The sequence below is a fragment of the Streptomyces tritici genome (genome assembly GCF_048500665.1).
Taxonomy (GTDB): domain Bacteria; phylum Actinomycetota; class Actinomycetes; order Streptomycetales; family Streptomycetaceae; genus Streptomyces; species Streptomyces tritici.
In genome coordinates this window covers 3,809,040-3,828,995 of record NZ_CP183183.1, presented here as the reverse complement: position 1 = coordinate 3,828,995, position 19,956 = coordinate 3,809,040, and the positions used below count along the sequence as shown (strand labels likewise).

Annotated in this window: 19 protein-coding genes; 5 read left to right on the top strand and 14 right to left on the bottom strand. The window is 74.3% G+C overall.

Translation table 11 applies throughout. The features are described from left to right. Positions 1 to 98 precede the first annotated feature (98 nt). From ACNJ93_RS17805 to ACNJ93_RS17775, 7 genes are all read right to left on the bottom strand, one after another. Complete coding sequence (locus ACNJ93_RS17805; protein WP_418958391.1) at positions 99 to 281, bottom strand: hypothetical protein; 183 nt, start codon at positions 279 to 281, stop codon at positions 99 to 101. Between the two features lie 14 nt (positions 282 to 295). Beyond that, a complete protein-coding gene (locus ACNJ93_RS17800; protein WP_418961445.1) occupies positions 296 to 853 on the bottom strand; it encodes a hypothetical protein in 558 nt (185 codons plus the stop codon). 117 nt (positions 854 to 970) lie between these two features. Then, complete coding sequence (locus ACNJ93_RS17795; protein WP_418958390.1) at positions 971 to 1,774, bottom strand: type III pantothenate kinase; 804 nt, start codon at positions 1,772 to 1,774, stop codon at positions 971 to 973. Continuing rightward, the gene (gene nadC, locus ACNJ93_RS17790; protein ID WP_418958389.1) at positions 1,774 to 2,790 is read right to left on the bottom strand and encodes a carboxylating nicotinate-nucleotide diphosphorylase; all 1,017 of its coding nucleotides are present in this window, start codon (positions 2,788 to 2,790) and stop codon (positions 1,774 to 1,776) included. The genes ACNJ93_RS17795 and nadC overlap by 1 nt, the downstream gene beginning before the upstream one ends. After that, on the bottom strand, positions 2,787 to 4,532 hold the full coding sequence (locus tag ACNJ93_RS17785; protein WP_418958388.1) for an L-aspartate oxidase: 1,746 nt from the start codon (positions 4,530 to 4,532) through the stop codon (positions 2,787 to 2,789). The genes nadC and ACNJ93_RS17785 overlap by 4 nt, the downstream gene beginning before the upstream one ends. Further along, positions 4,529 to 5,548 (bottom strand): pantoate--beta-alanine ligase, encoded by a 1,020-nt coding sequence (gene panC, locus ACNJ93_RS17780; protein ID WP_418958387.1) that lies wholly within the window; start codon positions 5,546 to 5,548, stop codon positions 4,529 to 4,531. Before panC ends, ACNJ93_RS17785 begins: the two co-directional genes overlap by 4 nt. Further along, positions 5,545 to 6,498, bottom strand: a complete 954-nt coding sequence (locus ACNJ93_RS17775; RefSeq protein WP_418958386.1) for a Rossmann-like and DUF2520 domain-containing protein — start codon at positions 6,496 to 6,498, stop codon at positions 5,545 to 5,547. Before ACNJ93_RS17775 ends, panC begins: the two co-directional genes overlap by 4 nt. A gap of 125 nt (positions 6,499 to 6,623) precedes the next feature. Here ACNJ93_RS17775 and ACNJ93_RS17770 point away from each other — a divergent pair, with 125 nt between their 5' ends. After that, complete coding sequence (locus tag ACNJ93_RS17770) at positions 6,624 to 7,769, top strand: threonine aldolase family protein (RefSeq protein WP_418958385.1); 1,146 nt, start codon at positions 6,624 to 6,626, stop codon at positions 7,767 to 7,769. 79 nt (positions 7,770 to 7,848) lie between these two features. Here the strand turns inward: ACNJ93_RS17770 and ACNJ93_RS17765 are convergent, their stop codons facing one another. Beyond that, on the bottom strand, positions 7,849 to 8,523 hold the full coding sequence (locus ACNJ93_RS17765) for a response regulator (protein ID WP_418958384.1): 675 nt from the start codon (positions 8,521 to 8,523) through the stop codon (positions 7,849 to 7,851). A 41-nt stretch (positions 8,524 to 8,564) separates the two neighbouring features. Further along, the gene (locus ACNJ93_RS17760) at positions 8,565 to 9,764 is read right to left on the bottom strand and encodes a sensor histidine kinase (RefSeq protein ID WP_418958383.1); all 1,200 of its coding nucleotides are present in this window, start codon (positions 9,762 to 9,764) and stop codon (positions 8,565 to 8,567) included. 96 nt (positions 9,765 to 9,860) lie between these two features. Here ACNJ93_RS17760 and ACNJ93_RS17755 point away from each other — a divergent pair, with 96 nt between their 5' ends. Then, on the top strand, positions 9,861 to 10,829 hold the full coding sequence (locus ACNJ93_RS17755) for an SAM-dependent methyltransferase (protein ID WP_418958382.1): 969 nt from the start codon (positions 9,861 to 9,863) through the stop codon (positions 10,827 to 10,829). 126 nt (positions 10,830 to 10,955) lie between these two features. Beyond that, positions 10,956 to 12,098: an NADH-quinone oxidoreductase subunit D gene (locus ACNJ93_RS17750; protein ID WP_418958381.1), complete on the top strand. Its 1,143-nt coding sequence runs from the start codon at positions 10,956 to 10,958 to the stop codon at positions 12,096 to 12,098. A gap of 76 nt (positions 12,099 to 12,174) precedes the next feature. Here ACNJ93_RS17750 and ACNJ93_RS17745 read toward each other — a convergent pair whose 3' ends face one another. The 4 genes from ACNJ93_RS17745 to ACNJ93_RS17730 all read right to left on the bottom strand — a co-directional run bounded on the left by ACNJ93_RS17745 (position 12,175) and on the right by ACNJ93_RS17730 (position 15,719). After that, a complete protein-coding gene (locus ACNJ93_RS17745) occupies positions 12,175 to 13,263 on the bottom strand; it encodes a hypothetical protein (protein WP_418958380.1) in 1,089 nt (362 codons plus the stop codon). 107 nt (positions 13,264 to 13,370) lie between these two features. Beyond that, positions 13,371 to 14,363, bottom strand: a complete 993-nt coding sequence (locus ACNJ93_RS17740) for an ABC transporter substrate-binding protein (protein WP_418958379.1) — start codon at positions 14,361 to 14,363, stop codon at positions 13,371 to 13,373. Then, positions 14,356 to 15,033 (bottom strand): ABC transporter permease, encoded by a 678-nt coding sequence (locus tag ACNJ93_RS17735; protein ID WP_418958378.1) that lies wholly within the window; start codon positions 15,031 to 15,033, stop codon positions 14,356 to 14,358. The genes ACNJ93_RS17740 and ACNJ93_RS17735 overlap by 8 nt, the downstream gene beginning before the upstream one ends. Then, entirely contained in the window at positions 15,030 to 15,719 is a 690-nt protein-coding gene (locus tag ACNJ93_RS17730) for an ABC transporter permease (protein ID WP_418958377.1), read from the bottom strand. Before ACNJ93_RS17730 ends, ACNJ93_RS17735 begins: the two co-directional genes overlap by 4 nt. A 142-nt stretch (positions 15,720 to 15,861) precedes the next feature. Here ACNJ93_RS17730 and ACNJ93_RS17725 point away from each other — a divergent pair, with 142 nt between their 5' ends. Then, the gene (locus ACNJ93_RS17725; protein WP_418958376.1) at positions 15,862 to 16,842 is read left to right on the top strand and encodes an ABC transporter ATP-binding protein; all 981 of its coding nucleotides are present in this window, start codon (positions 15,862 to 15,864) and stop codon (positions 16,840 to 16,842) included. Here ACNJ93_RS17725 and ACNJ93_RS17720 read toward each other — a convergent pair. Then, positions 16,829 to 17,941 carry an alpha/beta hydrolase gene (locus ACNJ93_RS17720; RefSeq protein ID WP_418958375.1) on the bottom strand — a complete coding sequence of 371 codons (1,113 nt, stop codon included), beginning with the start codon at positions 17,939 to 17,941 and terminating at the stop codon, positions 16,829 to 16,831. The genes ACNJ93_RS17725 and ACNJ93_RS17720 overlap by 14 nt on opposite strands. 142 nt (positions 17,942 to 18,083) lie before the next feature. Between ACNJ93_RS17720 and ACNJ93_RS17715 the strand changes: the two genes are divergently transcribed. Then, the gene (locus ACNJ93_RS17715) at positions 18,084 to 19,928 is read left to right on the top strand and encodes a phosphatidylglycerol lysyltransferase domain-containing protein (RefSeq protein ID WP_418958374.1); all 1,845 of its coding nucleotides are present in this window, start codon (positions 18,084 to 18,086) and stop codon (positions 19,926 to 19,928) included. Positions 19,929 to 19,956 lie beyond the last annotated feature (28 nt).

The window sequence follows — 19,956 nt, the reverse complement described above, 5'->3', positions numbered from 1 at the left end:
TGGCCGGTCATTGACGTACAAAAAGGGCGTACGACCGCGACACGGTCGTACGCCCCTCGGGGTGCGACGGAGCGGGGCCCGGGAGCCCCGGACGGGCCCTAGCGGGCGCCGCCCTCCGTCTGTGCCTGGCGGGTGGCCTCCGCGCGGGCCAGCGCGGCGTCCACGGCCGCGTCCTCCTTGGCCTTGTTCGGGCCGCCCTGGCTCTTCACGATCGTCACGACGAGGCCGATGAAGAACGCGGCCATCACGACGGGGGGCAGGAGCGCGGATACGTATTCCATGGCGTCCAGAGTAGCTATCCGGCGGCGCGTTCCTCGGGCGGGGGCGGCGGGACGGGCCGCCGGCGCGGCGGGAACACCTCGGACGGCTTGGGCACCGGCCGCTCGCCGGGCTTCGGCGCGGGCGCGGGCTTCGGCTTGGGCTCCTCGGCGGAGCGCCCGCCCGGCAGCGCGAGCAGCCGCGTCCGGGGCGCGGGCGCGGTCACCGCGGCGAGGCGGGCGCGCAGCGACCGCTCGGCGAGCACCGCGCACCGCGCGAGGAGCGCGGCGGCCACCGGCCGGTCGCGCAGCGAGCGCAGCGCCGCCAGGTCCTCGGGGCGGGGGTCGTAGCCGGCGGCCAGGGCGTCCTGGAGCAGCTCCAGGTAGCCGGGGGCGGAGCCGGGGAGGGCAGCGCGGTAGCGGCCGAGGTCGGCGAGCAGGAAGGCGCGCAGCCGCCCGGCCTCGCGGGCGGCCTCGTCGAGTGCGTCCGCGAGGCGCAGGCATTCCTGCACGTCCTCGTCGTCGAGAGGGGCCGGGCACAGGGCGCCGGCGAGCGCGCGGCGCAGCACGCGCAGCTCGTCGGCGCCGAAGGCCAGGCCGCCGCGGGATCCGTATGGCGTGGGCATGCGGCGACGATACGCGCTAATCAGACAAACTTCGCGAAACCCGACACGCGCGGCGCGCCGGTGCTCCCGTGGGCGCGGCCCGGGTCCTCAGAGGCGGCTGACGTTCCGCTCGTAGACCAGGCGCAGGCCGATCAGGGTGAGCCAGGGCTCGTGGACGTCGATCTCCGACGACTCGCCCAGCACCATCGGCGCCAGCCCGCCCGTCGCGATCACCGTGACGTCCGAGGGGTCGCCGGAGCCCGCCAGCTCGCGCTTCATCCGCGCCACCACGCCGTCGACCTGGCCGGCGAAGCCGAACACGATGCCGGACTGCATGCACTCGACGGTGTTCTTGCCGATCACGCTGCGCGGCCGGGCCAGCTCGATCTTGCGGAGCTGGGCGCCCCGGACGCCCAGCGCCTCCACCGAGATCTCGATGCCCGGGGCGATCGCGCCGCCCGCGTACTCGCCGCGGGCGGTGATCGCGTCGTACGTCGTCGCCGTCCCGAAGTCGACGACGATCGCCGGACCCCCGTACAGCTCGACCGCGCCGACCGTGTTGATGATGCGGTCCGCGCCGACCTCCTTGGGGTTGTCCGCGAGGACCGGCACGCCCGTCTTCACGCCGGGCTCGACCAGGACCGCCGGGACGTCCCCGTAGTACCGCCGCGTCACCTCGCGCAGCTCGTGCAGCACCGCCGGCACCGTCGAGCAGATCGCGATGCCCTCGATGCCGTCGCCCAGCTCCTCGCCGAGGAGCGGATGCATGCCCATCAGTCCCTGCAGCAGGACCGCCAACTCGTCGGCCGTGCGCCGCGGGTCCGTGGAGATCCGCCAGTGCTCGACGATCTCCTCGCCGTCGAAGAGGCCGAGGGTCGTCTGGGTGTTGCCGACGTCGATGGTGAGCAGCATCAGACGGCCGCCTCGCGCAGGTCGAGGCCGATGTCCAGGATCGGGGAGGAGTGGGTGAGCCCGCCGACGGCCAGGAAGTCCACGCCGGTCTCGGCGTACGCCCGCGCGTTCTCCAGCGTCAGCCGCCCGGAGGACTCCAGGATCGCCCGGCCGGCGACCAGGGTGACCGCCTCCTCCGTCTCGGCGGGGGTGAAGTTGTCGAGCAGGATCAGGTCCGCGCCCGCGTCCAGGACCTCGCGGACCTGGTGCAGGGTGTCGACCTCGACCTCGATCGGGACCTCGGGGAACTGCTCGCGCACCGCCTCGAAGGCCTGCTTCACGCCGCCGGCGGCGACCACGTGGTTATCCTTGACCAGCGCCGCGTCCGACAGGGACATGCGGTGGTTGACGCCCCCGCCGCAGCGCACCGCGTACTTCTCCAGGGCGCGCAGGCCCGGGGTGGTCTTGCGGGTGTCGCGGACCTTGGCCTTCGTGCCCTCCAGGGCGTCGGCCCAGCGACGGGTGGCGGTCGCGATGCCGGACAGCCGGCACAGGATGTTCAGCGCGCTGCGCTCGCCGGTCAGCAGGTCGCGGGTGCGGCTGGTGACGGACAGCAGCTTCTGCCCGGCCTCGACCCGCTCGCCGTCCTCGACGTGCCGCTCGACCTCGAACTCCTCGGTGCACACGATCGAGAGGACCGCCTCGGCCACCCGCAGACCGGCGACCACGCCCGCCTCGCGGGCGGTGAAGTCGGCGGTGGCCACCGCCTCCTCGGGGACGGTCGCCACGGTGGTGACGTCCACGCCGCCGTCCAGGTCCTCGGCGATCGCGAGATGGGCGACGTCCTCGACCTGGATCGGGTCGAGGCCCGCCTCGGCCAGCAGCTCCGCGAGCGCCGGGTCGAGCCCGCACTCGTACACCTCGTCGCCGCCGGCGCAGCCGCAGCCGTCGCCGCAGCCGCCGGCCTCGGCAGGGGCGTTGATGTGGATCAGGGGCACGTCCACGGGCTCCGGACGTGCTTCTTCGGGCGTGCTCACGACTGCGGCTCCCTGGTTGCTTCGGGGGTTACGGGCGGAAAGTCTGCGCTGGCGGTGGGGGTGACGGCCAGTCCCCCGGCGGTCTGCCGCACGATCAGGTGGCGTTGCCAGGTTCCGTCGTCGCGGCCGGGGAAGTCCTCGCGCCAGTGGCAGCCACGGGTCTCCTCCCGCTCCCGCGCGGCGGCGACCAGGGCCTGGGCGACGGCAAGGAGGTTGGCGGTCTCCCAGGACTCGGTGCCGGGCACGGCCGGCTTGTCGCCGAGGGACGCCACGGTCGCGTCCAGGCTCAGCTCGTCCAGGGCTTCGGCTGCGGCGCGCAGGCTCTCCGCGGAGCGCAGCACTCCGGCGTGCGTGCTCATGACGCGCTGGATCTCCGCGCGCCGGTCGGGGTCGACGGCCGGCATCACGTGCGGGACGGACGGCGCGGCCGGCGCGCCCGCGCGGTGCGGGCCGTGCGCCGCGATGTCCTCGGCGATGCGCTCGGCGAAGACCAGGCCCTCCAGGAGGGAGTTCGAGGCGAGCCGGTTCGCTCCGTGGACGCCCGTGCAGGCGACCTCGCCGCAGGCGTACAGGCCCGGCACGGTGGTCCGGCCGTGCAGGTCGGTGCGGATGCCGCCGGAGGCGTAGTGCGCGGCCGGGGCGACCGGGATCGGCTCGGTCACCGGGTCGATGCCGTGCGCCCGGCAGGCGGCCAGGATCGTCGGGAAGCGGTGCTCCCACATCTCGGCGCCGAAGTGCCGGGCGTCGAGGTACATGTGGCGCGCGCCCTGCTCCTGCATCCGGCGCATGATGCCCTTGGCGACGATGTCGCGGGGCGCCAGCTCGGCCAGCTCGTGCTGGCCGGCCATGAACCGGACGCCGTCCGCGTCGACCAGGTGGGCGCCCTCGCCGCGTACCGCCTCGGAGACCAGCGGCTGCTGGCCCCGCGAGTCCGCGCCGAGGAACAGCACGGTCGGGTGGAACTGGACGAACTCCAGGTCGGACAGCTCGGCCCCGGCGCGCAGCGCGAGGGCGACGCCGTCGCCGGTGGAGACGGCCGGGTTGGTGGTGGCGGAGAAGACCTGGCCCATGCCGCCGGTGGCGAGGACCACGGCCGGGGCGTGGACGGCGCCGACGCCGTCGTGCTGCCCCTCGCCCATGACGTGCAGGGTGACGCCGGCCGTGCGGCCCTCGGCGTCGGTCAGGAGGTCCAGGACGAGGGCGTGCTCGACGGTGCGCACGCCCCGCTCGCGTATCGCCTCGACCAGGGCCCGGGAGATCTCCGCGCCGGTCGCGTCGCCGCCGGCGTGCGCGATCCGGCGGCGGTGGTGGCCGCCCTCGCGGGTCAGCGCGATCGTGCCGTCGGCGGTCCGGTCGAAGTCCGCGCCGGTGGCCATGAGCCGGCGCACGGCGTCCGGGCCCTCGGTGACCAGGGCGCGCACGGCCCGCTCGTCGCAGAGCCCGGCGCCGGCGACGAGGGTGTCGTCGAGGTGCTGCTCGGGGGTGTCGCCCTCGCCGAGCGCGGCGGCGATGCCGCCCTGCGCCCAGCGGGTGGAGCCGTCGTCCAGGTTGGCCTTGGTGACGACGACGGTGCGCAGCCCGGCTGCGGTGCAGCGCAGGGCGGCGGTCAGGCCGGCGACGCCGGAGCCGACGACCACGACGTCGGCCTCGACGGCCCAGCCGGGAGCGGGGGCGTCGAGGCGTATGCCGGACGCCGGGGCGCCGGCGTCGGCCGGGCTGCCGGTCGCGGGGCTTCCGGTCACTGGGCGGCTCCGAAGTTCAGGGGGAGGTTGTCGATCAGCCGCGTGGTCCCCACCCGCGCGGCGACGGCGAGGATCGCCTCGCCGTCGTGGTCGTCGGCGACCTCGGTGAAGTCGGCCGGGTCGACGAGGGCCAGGTAGTCCAGGGTCAGCGGCGGGTGCGCCTCGGCCGCCTCGTTCAGCACGGCGCGGGCCGCGGCCCGTACGGCGTCGGCGCCGCCGCCCTCGCCTGCCTGCGCGACCGCGTGCGCGTCGGCGGCGGCGCGGGCCTCGCCGATCTGCGACAGCGCCTCGGCTCGGGTCTCGGAGGCGGGCAGCGAGGCCGCGCGGGCCCGCAGCGCCTGCTGGGCGCCGAGCCGGTCGCGGGCGGCGAACAGGGCCCGCGACAGGGCGAGCGCGGTGCGCCGCTCGGCGGGCGAGAGGTAGCGGTTGCGGCTGGACAGGGCCAGGCCGTCGGCCTCGCGGACGGTCGGCACGCCGACGACCTCGACCGGGAAGTTCAGGTCGCGGACCATCCGCCGGATCAGGGCCAGCTGCTGGGCGTCCTTCTGGCCGAAGAAGGCCGCGTCCGGACGGGTCAGGTTCAGCAGCTTGGCGACGACGGTGAGCATGCCGTCGAAGTGGCCGGGCCGGGACGCGCCCTCGAGCAGCTCGCCCATGGGGCCGGCGGTGATCCGGACCTGCGGCTGTCCGCCGGGGTAGACCTCGTCGGCGGACGGGGCGAACACGGCGTCCGCGCCGGCCTCCTCGGCGACCTTCAGGTCGGCGTCGAGGGTGCGCGGGTAGCGGTCGAGGTCCTCGCCCGCGCCGAACTGGAGCGGGTTGACGAAGACGGTGACGAGGACGTAGCCGTCCTTGCCGACGTGGGCGCGGGCGGTGCGGACCAGCGTCGCGTGGCCCTCGTGGAGGGCGCCCATGGTCATGACGACGGCGGTGCGGCCGCGGGGGGCGAAGTGCTCCAGGACGTAACCGAGGTCGTCGGTCGTGGGGACGAGTTCGAAGTCGCGCTTGCGGCTCATCGGCGGCTGTCTCCTTCGGGTCCCGCCGCGGGCGGGTCGGCGGCCTGCGGTCCGGTGGCGAGGACGCCCAGCAGGTCCTCGGCGAATTCGGGCTTGAGCAGTCCGTGGGCGAGGGCCCGGTCGGCGGTGGCGCGGGCCATGGCCAGGTAGCCGGCGACCGTGCCGGGGGCGTGCTTGCGCAGCTCGGTGACGTGGGCGGCGACCGTGCCCGCGTCGCCGCGGGCGACCGGGCCGGTCAGGGCGGCGTCGCCGGAGCGCAGCGCGTTGTCGAGGGCGGCGCCGAGGAGCGGGCCGAGCATCCGGTCGGGGGCGGCCACTCCGGCCGTGCGGAGCAGCTCCATCGACTGGGCCACCAGGGTGACGAGGTGGTTCGCGCCGAGGGCGAGGGCCGCGTGGTAGAGCGGCCGGTTCGCCTCGGCGATCCACTCGGGCTCGCCGCCCATCTCGATCACCAGGGCCTCGGCGGCCAGCCGCAGCTCCTCGGGCGCGGTCACCCCGAAGGAGCAGCCGGCCAGCCGCTGGACGTCGACGGGGGTGCCGGTGAACGTCATGGCGGGGTGCAGCGCGAGCGGGAGCGCGCCGGCCCGGCGGGCCGGGTCGAGGACCTGGACGCCGTACCGCCCGGAGGTGTGCACGATGAGCTGCCCGGGCCGTACGGCTCCGGTCTCGGCGAGGCCCTGGACGAGGCCCGGCAGGGCGTCGTCGGGCACGGTCAGCAGGACCAGCTCGGCGCGGGCCAGCACCTCGGCGGGCGGCACCATCGGCACGTCCGGCAGCAGGGCGGCGGCGCGGCGGCGGGAGGCGTCGGAGACCCCGGAGACGGCGACCGGGCGGTGCCCGGCGAGCTGCAGGGACGCCGCGAGCGCGGGTCCGACGCGGCCGGCGCCGACCACGCCGACGGCGAGCCGGGCGGGGCGGTCCTCGGCTCGGGTTTCTGGTGCTGCGTTCACGCTGACGGCGGCCTTCCGTTCCAGTCCGCGGGGGGTACCGGACGATTTCTGGCCATGCTACGCCAGCGTTTCGCCCTCTCCAGCGACCATCCACAGGCTGTGGGCGGCAGTGTGATGATCAGCGCATGGACGATGACGATGCGCAGCAGAGAGCGGAGCTCGTACGGATCTGGGGCGGCGCGCGCCGCCGGCTCGGGAGCTCGTCGGCGGACGGCGCCGTCGGCCCCCGGCTGCGGGAGCTGGCCGCGTGGGCGGAGTCCTCGCCGTACGGGGACGAGGCGCTCGACCTGTACGGCGACGGGGTCGTGGCCGCGCTGGAGCGGCGGGTGGCGGAGCTGCTGGGCTTCCCGGAGGCCGTGTACTTCCCGACCGGGACGATGGCGCAGCAGGTGGCGCTGCGCTGCTGGGCCGGGCGGACCGGCAGCGACGTGGTCGCGCTGCACCCGCTGGCCCATCCGGAGGTGCACGAGGAGGGCGCGCTCGGCGCGGTGAGCGGACTGCGCACGGTCCACCCGACGACCGCGCCCCGGCTGCCGACGGCCCAGGAGGTCCGGGACCTGCCGGAGCCGTTCGGCACGCTGATGCTGGAGCTGCCCCTGCGGGACGCGGGCTTCGTGCTGCCGTCGTGGGAGGAGCTGGTGGAGACGGTCGACGCGGCGCGGGAGCGGGACGCGGTGGTCCACTTCGACGGGGCGCGGCTGTGGGAGTGCGGCCCGCACTTCGGCGGCCGGGATCCGCGGGAGATCGCCGGCCTCGCGGACAGCGTGTACGTCTCGTTCTACAAGTCGCTGGGCGGGATGGCGGGCGCGGCGCTGGCCGGCCCGGAGGACGTGACGGCCGAGGCGAGGACCTGGCGCCACCGCTACGGCGGCCTGGTGTTCCAGCAGTACCCGGCGGCCCTGTCGGCCCTGCGCGGCCTGGAGGAGGAGCTGCCGAGGCTGCCGTCGTACGTCGCGCACGCGCGGGTGGTGGCGCAGGCCCTGCGGGAGGCGCTGGAGGAGTCACCGGCGCCCTGGTTCCGGATCCACCCGGAGGTCCCGCACACCCACCAGTTCCAGGTGTGGTTGCCGTACGAGCCGGAGGCGCTGACGGCCGCGTCGGTCCGTCTGGTGGAGGAGACGGGCACGCTGCTCTTCCGCCGCTGGTTCCCCGGCCCGGCGGGCGGCCCGCCGGGCGTGGCGACGACGGAGGTGACGGTCGCGGCGCCGGGCCTGGAGTGGACGCCGGAGGACGTCCGCGAGGCGGTCCGGGGGTTCCTGGCCGGCCTGTGATCCGGGCGGCCGGCCTGTGAACCCGGCCGGCCTTCCGGGGGGCGGCGCGCGGCTCGGCCCGGGGCGAGCCGCGCGCCGCTCAGCCCGCGCCCCCGCCCGCCCGGACCAGGCCCGTCTCGTAGGCGAGCACGACGACCTGGACGCGGTCGCGCAGGGCGAGCTTGGTGAGGATGCGGCCCACGTGCGTCTTGACGGTGGCCTCCGACAGGACCAGGCGGGCGGCGATCTCGCCGTTCGACAGGCCCTGGGCGACCAGCATCATCACCTCGCGCTCGCGGTCCGTCAGCTTCTCCAGCTCCTTGTGCTGCGGCTCCTTGCCGGAGGACGGGAGCATCGGGGAGAAGCGGTCGAGGAGCCGGCGGGTGGTCGACGGGGCGACCACCGCGTCGCCGCTGTGCACGGAGCGGATCGCGCCGAGCAGCTCGCCCGGCGGCACGTCCTTGAGCATGAAGCCGCTCGCGCCCGCCTTCAGACCGGAGAAGGCGTACTCGTCGAGGTCGAAGGTGGTCAGGATGATCACCTTCGGCGGGTTCGGCCCGGCGCAGATCCGCCGGGTCGCCTCGACCCCGTCGAGTTTCGGCATCCGGACGTCCATCAGCACGACGTCCACCTCCGTGCCGGCCAGGGTCTCGATCGCCTCCGCGCCGTCGCCCGCCTCGGCGACCACGTCCATGTCCGGCTGGGCGGCCAGGACCATGCGGAAGCCGGTGCGCAGCAGCACCTGGTCGTCGACGAGCATCACGCGGATGGACATGGGGTTTCCTTTTCGTAGCGGCTTCGGCAGCCTCAGCGGCTTCAGGCGGTTTTCAGAGGGAGCAGGGCGCTGATCCTGAAGCCGCCCCCCGGCCGCGGGCCCGCGTCCAGGGTGCCGCCGACCATGCCGACCCGCTCCCGCATGCCGATCAGACCGTGGCCCCGCCCGTCGGCGCCGCCGTCCTCGTACATCTCCTGCGGCGCGCCCCGGCCGTCGTCCTCGACGAGCAGGCCGAGGCCGTCGTCGAAGTAGACCAGGCGCACGCTGGCCCCGGCCTCGGGGCCGCCGTGCTTGCGGGTGTTGGTGAGCGCTTCCTGCACGATCCGGTACGCGGTGAGCTCCACGCCGCTGGGCAGCGGCCGGGGCGAGCCCTCGATCTTGAAGTCGACGGTCAGCCCGGCCTGCCGGACCTGCTCCACCAGCTCCTCGATCTGCTGGACGTCCGGCTGCGGCACGTACTCGCCGGCCTCCTGGTGCTCGCCGGTGCGCAGCACCCCCAGCAGCCGGCGCATCTCGGCGAGCGCCTGCCGGCCGGTGCCCGCGATGGTCTCCAGGGCCTGCCGGGCCTGGTCCGGGGAGCTGTCGAGCACATAGGCGGCGCCGTCCGCCTGGACGACCATCACGGACACGTTGTGCGCGACGACGTCGTGCAGTTCGCGGGCGATCCGCGCCCGCTCGGCGGCGACCGCGACCTTGGCCTGCGCCTCGCGCTCCTTCTCCAGGCGCGAGGCCCGCTCCTCCAGCTGCGCGAAGTAGGCGCGGCGGGTGCGGATCGAGTCGCCGAGCACCCACGCGAGCGCGAACGGCACCGTCATGATCACGGTGAAGAAGACGTGCGCGGCCGTCGACCCCGGGCCCTCCGTCGGCCATCTGAGCTGCGCGAGCGTCGCCGCGCTCAGTCCGCCGGCCAGCGCGAGCCGGGACGCCCAGCGCGGCCCGTCGTGCGCGGCGACCGTGTAGATGATCACCAGCATCGCGAAGTCGGCGAGGAACGGCATCAGGCCGAGCACCAGCTGCGCCACGCCCAGTGCGACCGCGAGCAGCAGCATCCGCTCCGGCATTCTGCGCCGCAGCCCCACGACGACCGCGAACAGCGCGCCGACCACCCCGTACGCGAGCGGCAGTTCCACCGTCGGGTAACTCGTGGCGACCCACAGCACGGAGAACCCGAACAGGACGACGGCCCAGAAGCCGTCGACACCCGTCGGGTGTCCGCGGAGGAAGTCGTAGACGCGCTGCACGTGCCCCAGCGTAGGGAAGGGCGACAGGTGCAGGGGTCAACCGGAGGGCCGATCCTTGCCGTGAGCACCGTACTCCGCAAGGTGGAGACTGGGCGCGTGACGGATGAGACGTGTCAGCGGGAACGGTGGAGCGGATGGCGGCTCGCCGCCGAGCGGGCGCTGTACGGGCCCGGCGGCTTCTATCTGCGGCCCGAGGGCCCGGCCGGCCACTTCCGCACGTCGGTGCACGCCTCGCCGCTGTTCGCGGGCGCGGTGGCCCGGCTGCTGACGGAGGTCGCGGACCGGCTGGGGACGGGCGAGGTGGACCTCGTCGACGTCGGCGCGGGGCGGGGCGAGCTGCTGGCCGGGGTGCTGGCGGCGGTCCCCGAGGGGCTCGCGGTCCGCGCGTACGGCGTGGAGCGCGCGCCCCGGCCGGCGGGGCTGGACGCCCGGATCACGTGGACGGACCGGGTGCCGGAGGGCGTGCGCGGGCTGCTGTTCGCGAACGAGTGGCTGGACAACGTGCCGGTGGACGTCGCGCAGCCGGACGAGGCCGGGGCCGTCCGGTACGTGGAGGTGCGGGCGGACGGCGCGGAGCGGCCGGGCGCGGAGGTGACCGGCGCGGACGCGCGGTGGCTTGAGCGGTGGTGGCCGCCGCTCGCGCCCGGGGAGCGGGCGGAGCTGGGGCGGCCGCGCGACGAGGCGTGGGCGGCGGCCGTCTCCTGCCTGGCCGCCGGGACGGCGGTGGCGGTGGACTACGGGCACGTGCGCGCCTCCCGGCCGCCGTTCGGGACGCTGACCGGCTTCCGGGACGGGCGCGAGGTCGCGCCGGTGCCGGACGGCTCCTGCGACGTCACGGCGCATGTGGCGATGGACGCGTGCGGGGCCGCCGCCGGGGGCGGCTCGCTGGTGACGCAACGGGAGGCACTGCGGGGGCTGGGGGTGACCGGGGAGCGGCCGCCGCTGTCGCTGGCGTCGGCCGACCCGGGGGCGTACGTGCGGGCGCTGGCCTCGGCGGGCGAGGCGGCGGAGCTGACCGCGCGCGGCGGGCTCGGGGACTTTCTCTGGCTGCGGCACGACGTGTGACGCGCCTAGGGACGGTCGCCTCCGGCTCCACGTGAACGGCCCCGGCCAGGAGCCCCGCACCTGGCCGCCCGTCCGGGTCCCGGAACGGGTGGCCGTCCCCCCGGCCCCGGCGGGGATACTGTCCCCATGACGGAGACGACCATCGGTATCGGCGGGGCGGCGGAGAGCACCGACATGGTGCTGAACATCGGGCCGCAGCATCCCTCGACCCACGGTGTGCTCCGTCTGCGGCTCGTGCTCGACGGCGAGGTCGTGCGGCAGGCCGAGCCGGTCGTCGGGTACATGCACCGCGGCGCGGAGAAGCTGTTCGAGGCGCGTGACTACCGGCAGATCGTGATGCTGGCCAACCGCCACGACTGGCTGTCGGCGTTCTCCAACGAGCTCGGCGTCGTCATGGCCGTCGAGCGGATGCTCGGCATGGAGGTGCCCGAGCGCGCGGTCTGGACGCGGACGCTGCTCGCCGAGCTGAACCGGGTGCTCAACCACCTGATGTTCCTCGGCTCGTACCCGCTCGAACTCGGCGGCATCACCCCGATCTTCCACGCCTTCCGGGAGCGGGAGGAGCTGCAGGCCGTCATGGAGGAGGTCTCCGGCGGCCGGATGCACTACATGTTCAACCGGGTCGGCGGCCTGAAGGAGGACCTGCCGGCCGGCTGGCTCGGCCGGGTCCGCACCGCGGTCGCGGACGCGCGGGCGCGGATGGACGTGTACGACCGCCTGGTCCTCGGCAACGAGATCTTCCGCGGCCGCACCCGCGGCGTCGGCACGCTGTCCGCGGAGTCGGTGCACGCCTTCGGCGTGACCGGGCCGATCGCCCGCGCCTCCGGCGTCGACTTCGACCTGCGGCGCGACGAGCCGTACCTCGCGTACGGGGAGCTGCGGGACACGCTGAAGGTGGTCACCCGCGAGGAGGGCGACTGCCTGGCCCGCTTCGAGTGCCTCCTGGAGCAGACGCACAACTCCCTGGACCTGGCCGACGCCTGCCTGGACCGGATCGCCGAGCTGCCGCCCGGGCCGATCAACCAGCGGCTGCCGAAGGTCCTGAAGGCCCCGGAGGGCCACACGTACGCCTGGACCGAGAACCCGCTCGGCGTGAACGGCTACTACCTGGTGTCCAAGGGCGAGAAGACGCCGTACCGGCTCAAGCTCCGCTCGGCCTCGTACAACAACATCCAGGCGCTGACCGTGCTGCTGCCGGGGACGCTGGTCGCGGACATGGTCGCGATCCTCGGCTCGCTGTTCTTCGTCGTGGGCGACATCGACAAGTAGGCGCGCCCCGGTTGGTCCCCGGACACGCGAAACGGCCGCCGGTCCGCTGCTGCGGACCGGCGGCCTTCGCGTGTCGTCAGGAGTTGACGGCGCCGCGGAGCTCGGCCACGTCGAGCTGCTCGGTCTCGTCGTGCGCGGTCAGGTCGATGACCTGGCCGATGACCCGCTGCGGCGCGGGCCGGGCGGTGTCCGCCTCGGCGAGGACCTCCTCGCCCACCACGTCGGCGAGGTCCTCGTGCTGCACGGCCTCGATGGCGGCCACGGCCTTCTGCTGGCCGCTCTGCAGGGCCCTGGCGCTCTGCCCCGGCTGCACCGGCCTCCCGGCCGGCGGGACCGGCTTGGCGCCCTGGGTGCCGAAGAAGTCGAAGCTGCCCTCGGGGCGCGGGGCGGGACGGCGGGCGTGGTACGGGACGACGGCGGCCGCGGCCGGGACGGTACGGACGGCCGGAACGGCCGCGGGCGCGGCCGCGGTCGGCGCGCCGGCCGTACGCGCGTGCTGCTCGGTCCCGGCGGCGGCCGCGTGCTTCCCCTGCGGCTCCTCCGCCTCCCGGGCCCGCTCGGCCAGGTCGCGGCTGCGGGCGGCCTCGGCGGTGCGCCGGGCCTCCTGGGCCGCGGCGTTGCGGGCGAGGTCACGCAGGGCCTCGGCGGCCTGGCGGTACGCCTCCGGGGTCGGCGAGGACCCGGCGGCGGGCAGCTCCTTGGCCGGGGCGGACGCCTCGAGGGCGAGCCGGCGACGGCCCTCCAGGGCGCTGGCGCGGGCGGTCTCCGCGGTGGCGTACCGGCGCAGCAGCTCGGCGTGCTCGTTGCGCAGGCCCGCCAGTTCGACGCGCTTGGCGCGCAGCTTGGTCTCCAGGCGGACCCGCAGCTCGCGCGACTCCTCCAGGTCGGACTCCAGCTCGGCGATCCGCTCCTCGGACTTCCACTGGTCGGCGGTGCGGGCCCGGCCCAGCTCGGCGACCTTGCGGCCGGCGCTCCGGTCCCAGCTGCGCATGAGGACGGAGCCGGTGACCGCGGCGCCGGCGGCGGCCGCCACGAGCAGGCGCAGGACCAGCGGATCGGTGAACAGCCAGGCGCCTACCGCACAGACAGCGGAAGCGCCGGCGACCGCGGAGGGCGGCAGGAGCTTGTGCAGGGGCGGGGAATGACGGTGGCGTCCACGTGGCATGGCCTGAAATTTACCGTGCGTAGGCGGCCCGTGGGGGGCCGCCCCCGCAAACTCTTCGGCCTTCTCTGCCGAGCCTGTCGGAATGACCGATTCCCTTTGCTCCGGCGTTACTTCCCGAGCAGCCCCTTCGACTCCAGATAGGCCTTCGCGACGTCCTCGGGCTTGGCCCGCTCGGCGTCCACCTTGCGGTTCAACTCGGCGAGATCGGCAGTGGTGAGGACCTTGGTGATCTTGTCGAGCGCGGCGGCGATCTCCGGCGCGCCGGCGTCCTTCGCATTGAGCACCGGCAGCACATTGTCGGCGTTCTGCAGCTTCTTGTCGTCGGCGAGAAGGACGAGGCCGAAGGAGTCGATCGTGGCGTCGGTCGTGGTCGTCAGGACCAACTGGTCCACGCCGTCCTTCACGGCCTGCTTGGCCTGCGGGGTGCCCACGCCCTTGGGGTCGACTCCGGCGACGTCGATGCCGTACACCGACTTCAGGCCCGGCGCGCAGAAGGGCCGTACCGCGCATTCGTCGCCCGCCGCGATCTTCACCTTCAGCTTGGCGCGGCCGAGATCGGAAAGGCTGGTCAGCTTGTTCTTCTCGGCGAATTCCCGGCTCACCGCGAAGGCGTTCTGGTCGACCGCCTCCCCGTGCGCCCCGACCTTCAGTCCGCGCGGTTCGGCGAGCTTCTTCAGCGCCGCCACCGTCGCCGCCGCGTCGCCCGAGGCGACCGGCTTCTCCTCGGGCGCCTTCGGGCCGTTCACCTTGGCGTTCAGGAATTCCGCGAGCGTCGCCGCGTATTCCGGAACGACGTCGATCTCGCCCTTCTCCAGGGCGGGTTCGTACAGTTCGCGGTTCTTCACCGTGGTCACCGAGGCGTCGTAGCCGGCGTCGTCGAGGAGCTGCGCGTACAGCTCCGCCAGCACCTTCGACTCGGTGAAGGCGGCGGCGCCGACGACCAGCGTGCCCTTCTTCCCGCCGCCGGCCGCGCCGGTGCCGCCCGTGCCGCCGGCCTGCTCCAGGCTGTCGCCGCCGCAGGCGGCCAGCCCGCCGGTCAGCGCCAGGGCGGCCAGCGCCGCTCCGGCGGCGCGCGAGGTCCTGCTCACGAGATCACCCATTCCGTTCGTCGATCGGTCGTCGGCCCAGCAGCCGGTCCGCGGCCACCAGCGCCGCCTCCACCAGCAGCGCGAGCAGCGCCACGAGGAGCGCGCCCGCCACCACCTGAGCGGTGTCGTACGTGGCGAAGCCGGCCGTGATGATCCGGCCCAGGCCGCCCTGGCCGACCATCGCGGCGATGGTCGCCGTGGCGATGACCTGCACGGCCGCCGAGCGCAGACCCGTCATCAGCTGCCCGCGCGCGAGGGGCAGTTCCACCCGCCGGAACAGCTGCCCGCCGGACATCCCCATCCCGCGCGCCGCCTCCACCACCGCCCGGTCCACCTCCCGCACCCCCACGTAGGCGTGGGTGAGCAGCGGCGGCACCGCGAACAGCACCAGCGCGGTCACGGTCGGCACGTAGCCGGCGTTGCGCAGCGGCGACACCATGAACAGGGCCAGCACCGCGAACACCGGAACCGCCCGGCCCACGTTGGACACGTTGATCGCGAGCGTGCCGCCCCGGCCCCGGTGGCCCAGCCACAGCCCGAGCGGCAGCGCCAGCGCACCGGCCAGCAGCAGCGCCAGCCCGCTCACGTACAGATGCTCGCCGAGCCGCTGCCAGACCCCGTCGGCCCCCGCCCAGTGGGCGCCGTCGGCGAGCCAGGCCCAGGCCCCGGACACGGCGCTCACGCGACCGCCCCCCGGGCCGTGCGTATCCGCGTCCAGGGCGTCAGCAGCCGCTGGACGCCCAGCAGCGTCAGGTCGGCGGCCACCGCGAGCAGCACGCACAGCACGGACGCGGCCAGCACCTGCGCCTTGAAGAACGTCGGCAGCGCGTCCTCGATCAGATTGCCCAGCCCGCCGCGCCCGACGATCGACCCGACCGTCGTCAGCGCGATCGTGGACACCGTCGCCATCCGCACCCCGGCCATCACCGACGGCAGCGCCAGGGGCAGTTCGACCTCCCACAGCAGCCGGCCCGGACCGTACCCCATGCCGCGCGCGGCCTCCCGCGTCCCGGCCGGCACCGCCTCCAGGCCGGCCAGGATGTTCCGCACGAGGATCGTCAGCGAGTACAGCACCAGACCGGTCACCACGAGCGAGGCCGAAAGGCCGAAGAACGGCAGCAGCAGCGAGAACATCGCGAGCGACGGGACCGTGTACAGCAGCGTGGTCAGGCCCAGCACCGGCGCGGCCAGCCGGGGCCTGGCCCGCACCAGCAGGGCGAGCGGGAAGGCGACCAGCAGGCCGAGCAGCACGGAGGCGGCGGTGATGCCGACGTGCTGGAGCGTGGCCTCGGTCAACTCGCCGCCCCGGGTGCGCAGATACTCGCCGCAGATCCAGTCGTTCGTGACCAGGCAGTTCGTCGTGCTCATGCGCCTCCCCCCGGTCGCCCCGGCCCTCCGAACATCAGTGCTTGCGACCCTAACCCCGGCCACCGACAATCACCGAGGACCGCCACGAGGCGGCAACACGCCCTTCACACGCTCCCCCGGGCGAGCGGCCACAATGGGGCGCATGATCCGGTTCGAGCACGTGACCAAGCGGTACGCCGACGGCACCACGGCGGTCGACGACCTCTCCTTCGAGGTCGCCGAGGGCGAAGTGGTCACGCTGGTGGGGCCGTCCGGCTGCGGCAAGACGACCACCATGAAGATGGTCAACCGGCTGATCGAACCCACGGCGGGCCGGATCCTGCTCGACGGCGAGGACGTCGCCGGCGTCGACCCGGTCGCCCTGCGCCGCCGCATCGGCTACGTCATCCAGCAGGTCGGCCTCTTCCCGCACCGCACCGTCCTGGACAACACCGCGACCGTGCCCGCCCTGCTCGGCTGGAAGAAGAAGCACGCCCGGGAGCGCGCCGCCGAACTCCTCGACCTGGTCGGCCTGGACCCGGGCACGTACGGCCACCGCTACCCGGAGCAGCTCTCCGGCGGCCAGCGCCAGCGCGTCGGCGTGGCCCGCGCCCTCGCCGCCGACCCGCCGGTGCTCCTGATGGACGAGCCGTTCGGCGCGGTCGACCCGGTGGTCCGCGAGCGGCTGCAGAACGAGTTCCTGAACCTCCAGGCCACCGTCCGCAAGACCGTCCTGCTCGTCACCCACGACCTGGAGGAGGCGGTCCGCCTCGGCGACCGCATCGCCGTCTACGGCCAGGGCCGCATCGAGCAGTACGACACCCCCGCCGCCGTGCTCGGCGCTCCGGCCACCGCGTACGTCGCCGACTTCGTCGGCCGGGACCGCGGCCTCAAGCGGCTCGCCGTCACCCCGATCACCCGTCAGGACCTGGAGGAGCGCGGGAAGTCCGGGCCGGGCGCCCCCGCCGTCCCCCTCGGCGCGCCGCTCAAGGACGCCCTGTCCGCGCTCCTGCTCCACGACGCGGACCACGTCGCGGTCACCGACCCGGAGCAGGACGGCCGCGAGCTGGGCGTGCTCACCGCGGCCGCCCTGCACCGGGCCCTGCGCCGCTCCGTGGGCGCCGGGGCCGTCAGCTCGCGCTGAGGCGGCCGCTCATCCACACCAGGGTCGGCGGGATCTCGCGGTTCCAGGTGTTGAAGTTGTGGCCGCCGCTGTCCAGCATGATCGAGGAGACCCGCGCCGGGGCCTTGACCCGCTTGATGAACTCCAGCGTCCCCTTGAGGTTCCCCTCGCCCTCCCGCGACGAGGTCACCAGGAACGAGGAGCGGCCCTGCGGCCGGTGGTTCAGGCTCCACAGCAGGTTGGCCCGCTTGCGGGCGCGCTCGTCGCCGTGGAACAGATCGCCCGTCGTCACGTCCTCGGCCGCCTTGTAGTACGCCGACAGGCCGGCGCCCGCCGCGTACCGCTCCGGGTGGTGCAGGGCGATCTTCAGCGCGCAGTAGCCGCCGGTCGAGTTGCCGATGAAGCCCCAGTTCCGCGCCTTCGTGCCGACCCGGTACGTCGCCGAGACGGCCGTCGGCAGGTCCTGGGCGAAGAAGGTCTCGGTCTTCGGGCCGCCCTTGATGTCCACGCACTCGGTGTCGCGCGGCGGGGCGACCGTCGGCCGCAGCATGACCAGGACCATCGGCCGCATCTTCCCGTCCTTCACCTGCTGGTAGGCGGTCCGCGGGTACTTCAGGCCCTTCAGCAGGTTCTCCGCCGTGCCCGGATAACCCGTCAGGACGACCGAGGCCGGAAAGGTGGCCTTCGCGTACGCCGGCTGGAAGTACTCCGGCGGCAGGTACACGTACGCGGGGCTGGTGATCCCCGACTTCGCGCCGGTCACCACGACCTTCTGGATCTGGCCGCCGACCGCGGGCCGCTGCCCGCCGGGCACGTCCAGCCGCTGGGTGCCGACCACCTTCACGCCGTTCTTCCCCGCCCCGTGGTCGACGACCACGCCGAGCTCCTGCTCCTGGCCGAACAGGTCCGCCCAGGAGCCGTAGAACAGGAAGGACTTGTTGGCCGCGAGCCCGACGGAGGCGAACAGCATCAGCTGGGTCGCGAGCAGCAGGCCGACCCGGCCGAGCACGGCGCGCCAGTTCCGGCGCGAGAGCCGCGGCCACAGCCAGACCGTGGCGACGAAGCACACCACGGCCAGCGTGACCGCCAGCGCCAGGACCTTGTTGCTGGTGAGACCCATGAGGCGATCGAACTTTCTTCGTGAGATTTTCCTGTGAGCGAGTGAACCCGCCTCCGCGAAGCGCCGTCCTAGAGGGCGCAACTCCTCCGGCAGGGCCCGCTGGCCGCCGGAGCCACAAACTCTCGCGGAGCCACGGGAAGCGATGTCTGTCACGGTAGATGGGGACAAATCACGATCGGTTCCGCTTTGGGTACGACGGATCCTCAGCGGACCGCGACCCGAGGCGGTGCCGTCCCTCGTCGGCACGGCCTGCTCGGTCATCGGTCTGATCGACATCGCCGCCGGGGTCTTCCCCCGGTTCCGGGCCAGCCGCATGCACGCCCTCGCCGAGGTGCTGCCCGGCACCCTCGGCCCGCTGTCCGCCGCGCTCTCCCTCAGCGCCGGCGTCCTGCTCCTGCTGCTCGCCCACGGCCTCAAGCGCAACAAGCGCCGCGCCTGGCGGGCCGCGGTCGTGCTCCTCCCGGTGGGCGCCGCCGCCCAGTTCACCTGGCGGCACTCCGTCCTGGGCGCGCTGCTGTCCCTCGCGCTGCTGGTCCTGCTGCTGCGCCACCGCGACCAGTTCGCCGCCCTGCCCGACCCACGCAGCCGCTGGAAGGCGCTGGCCAACTTCGTCCTCATGGGCGCCGGCTCCCTCGCCCTCGGTCTCGTCGTCGTCAGCGCGCACCCGCGCCGCATCATCGGCAGCCCGGGCCTGACCGACCGCCTGGAGCACGTCCTGTACGGACTCGTCGGCATCGAGGGCCCCATCGGCTACACCGGCAACGCCGACTGGGTCGTCGGCTACTCGCTCGGCGCGCTCGGCATGCTCACCGCCCTCACCACCGTCTACCTCGCCTTCCGGCCCGAGCACCCGGCCGCCCGGCTCACCGAGGACGACGAGGCCCGGCTGCGCGCCCTGCTCGCCAAGCACGGCGGCCGCGACTCCCTCGGCCACTTCGCGCTCCGCCGCGACAAGGGCGTCGTCTTCTCCCCCAGCGGCAAGGCCGCCGTCTGCTACCGCGTCGTCTCCGGCGTGATGCTCGCCAGCGGCGACCCCATCGGCGACGTCGAGGCCTGGCCGGGCGCCATCGAGCGCTTCATGGACGAGGCCAAGGCCCACTCCTGGACCCCTGCCGTCATGGGCTGCTCCGAGACCGGCGGCGAGGTCTGGACCCGCGAAACCGGCCTCGACGCCCTCGAACTCGGCGACGAGGCGGTGGTGGACGTCAAGGATTTCTCCCTCTCCGGACGGGCCATGCGCAACGTCCGGCAGATGGTGAAGCGCATCGAACGGAACGGTTACACCACCCGCGTCCGCCGCGCCCGTGACCTCGACGAGGACGAGCTCGACCGCATCCGCCGCGCCGCCGCCGACTGGCGCGGCACCGACACCGAGCGCGGCTTCTCCATGGCCCTGGGCCGCATAGGCGACCCGGCGGACGGCGACGCCGTCATCGCCACCGCGCACAGGGCGGACTCCGCCGAGGAAGCAGACTCCCCGTACGGGGACCTGAAGGCGATCATCCACTTCGTGCCCTGGGGCCCCGACGGCATGTCCCTGGAACTCATGCGCCGCGACCGCTCCGCCGACCCCGGCATGAACGAACTCCTCATCGTCGCCGCCCTGCAGGAGTCCCCGCGCCTCGGCATCGAGCGGGTCTCCCTCAACTTCGCCATGTTCCGCGCCGCCCTCGCCCGCGGCGAGAAGATCGGCGCGGGCCCGGTGCTCCGCGTCTGGCGCGGCCTGCTGGTCTTCCTCTCCCGCTGGTTCCAGATCGAGTCGCTGTACAAGTTCAACGCCAAGTTCCAGCCCCGCTGGGAACCGCGCTTCGTCGTCTACCGCAAGAGCCGCGACCTGCCCCGCATCGGCTTCGCCGCCATGCAGGCCGAGGGCTTCGTCACCCTCGCCCTGCCCCGCCCCTTCGCCCGCCGCCGCCCCGCACCGGCGCCCCGGCCCTGCGCCCACATCGGCCGGGCCGTCGCCGAGCAGGAGGCGCGCGCGGCGTGACCGTACGCCCGGTCGGGGGGCCGGGCGT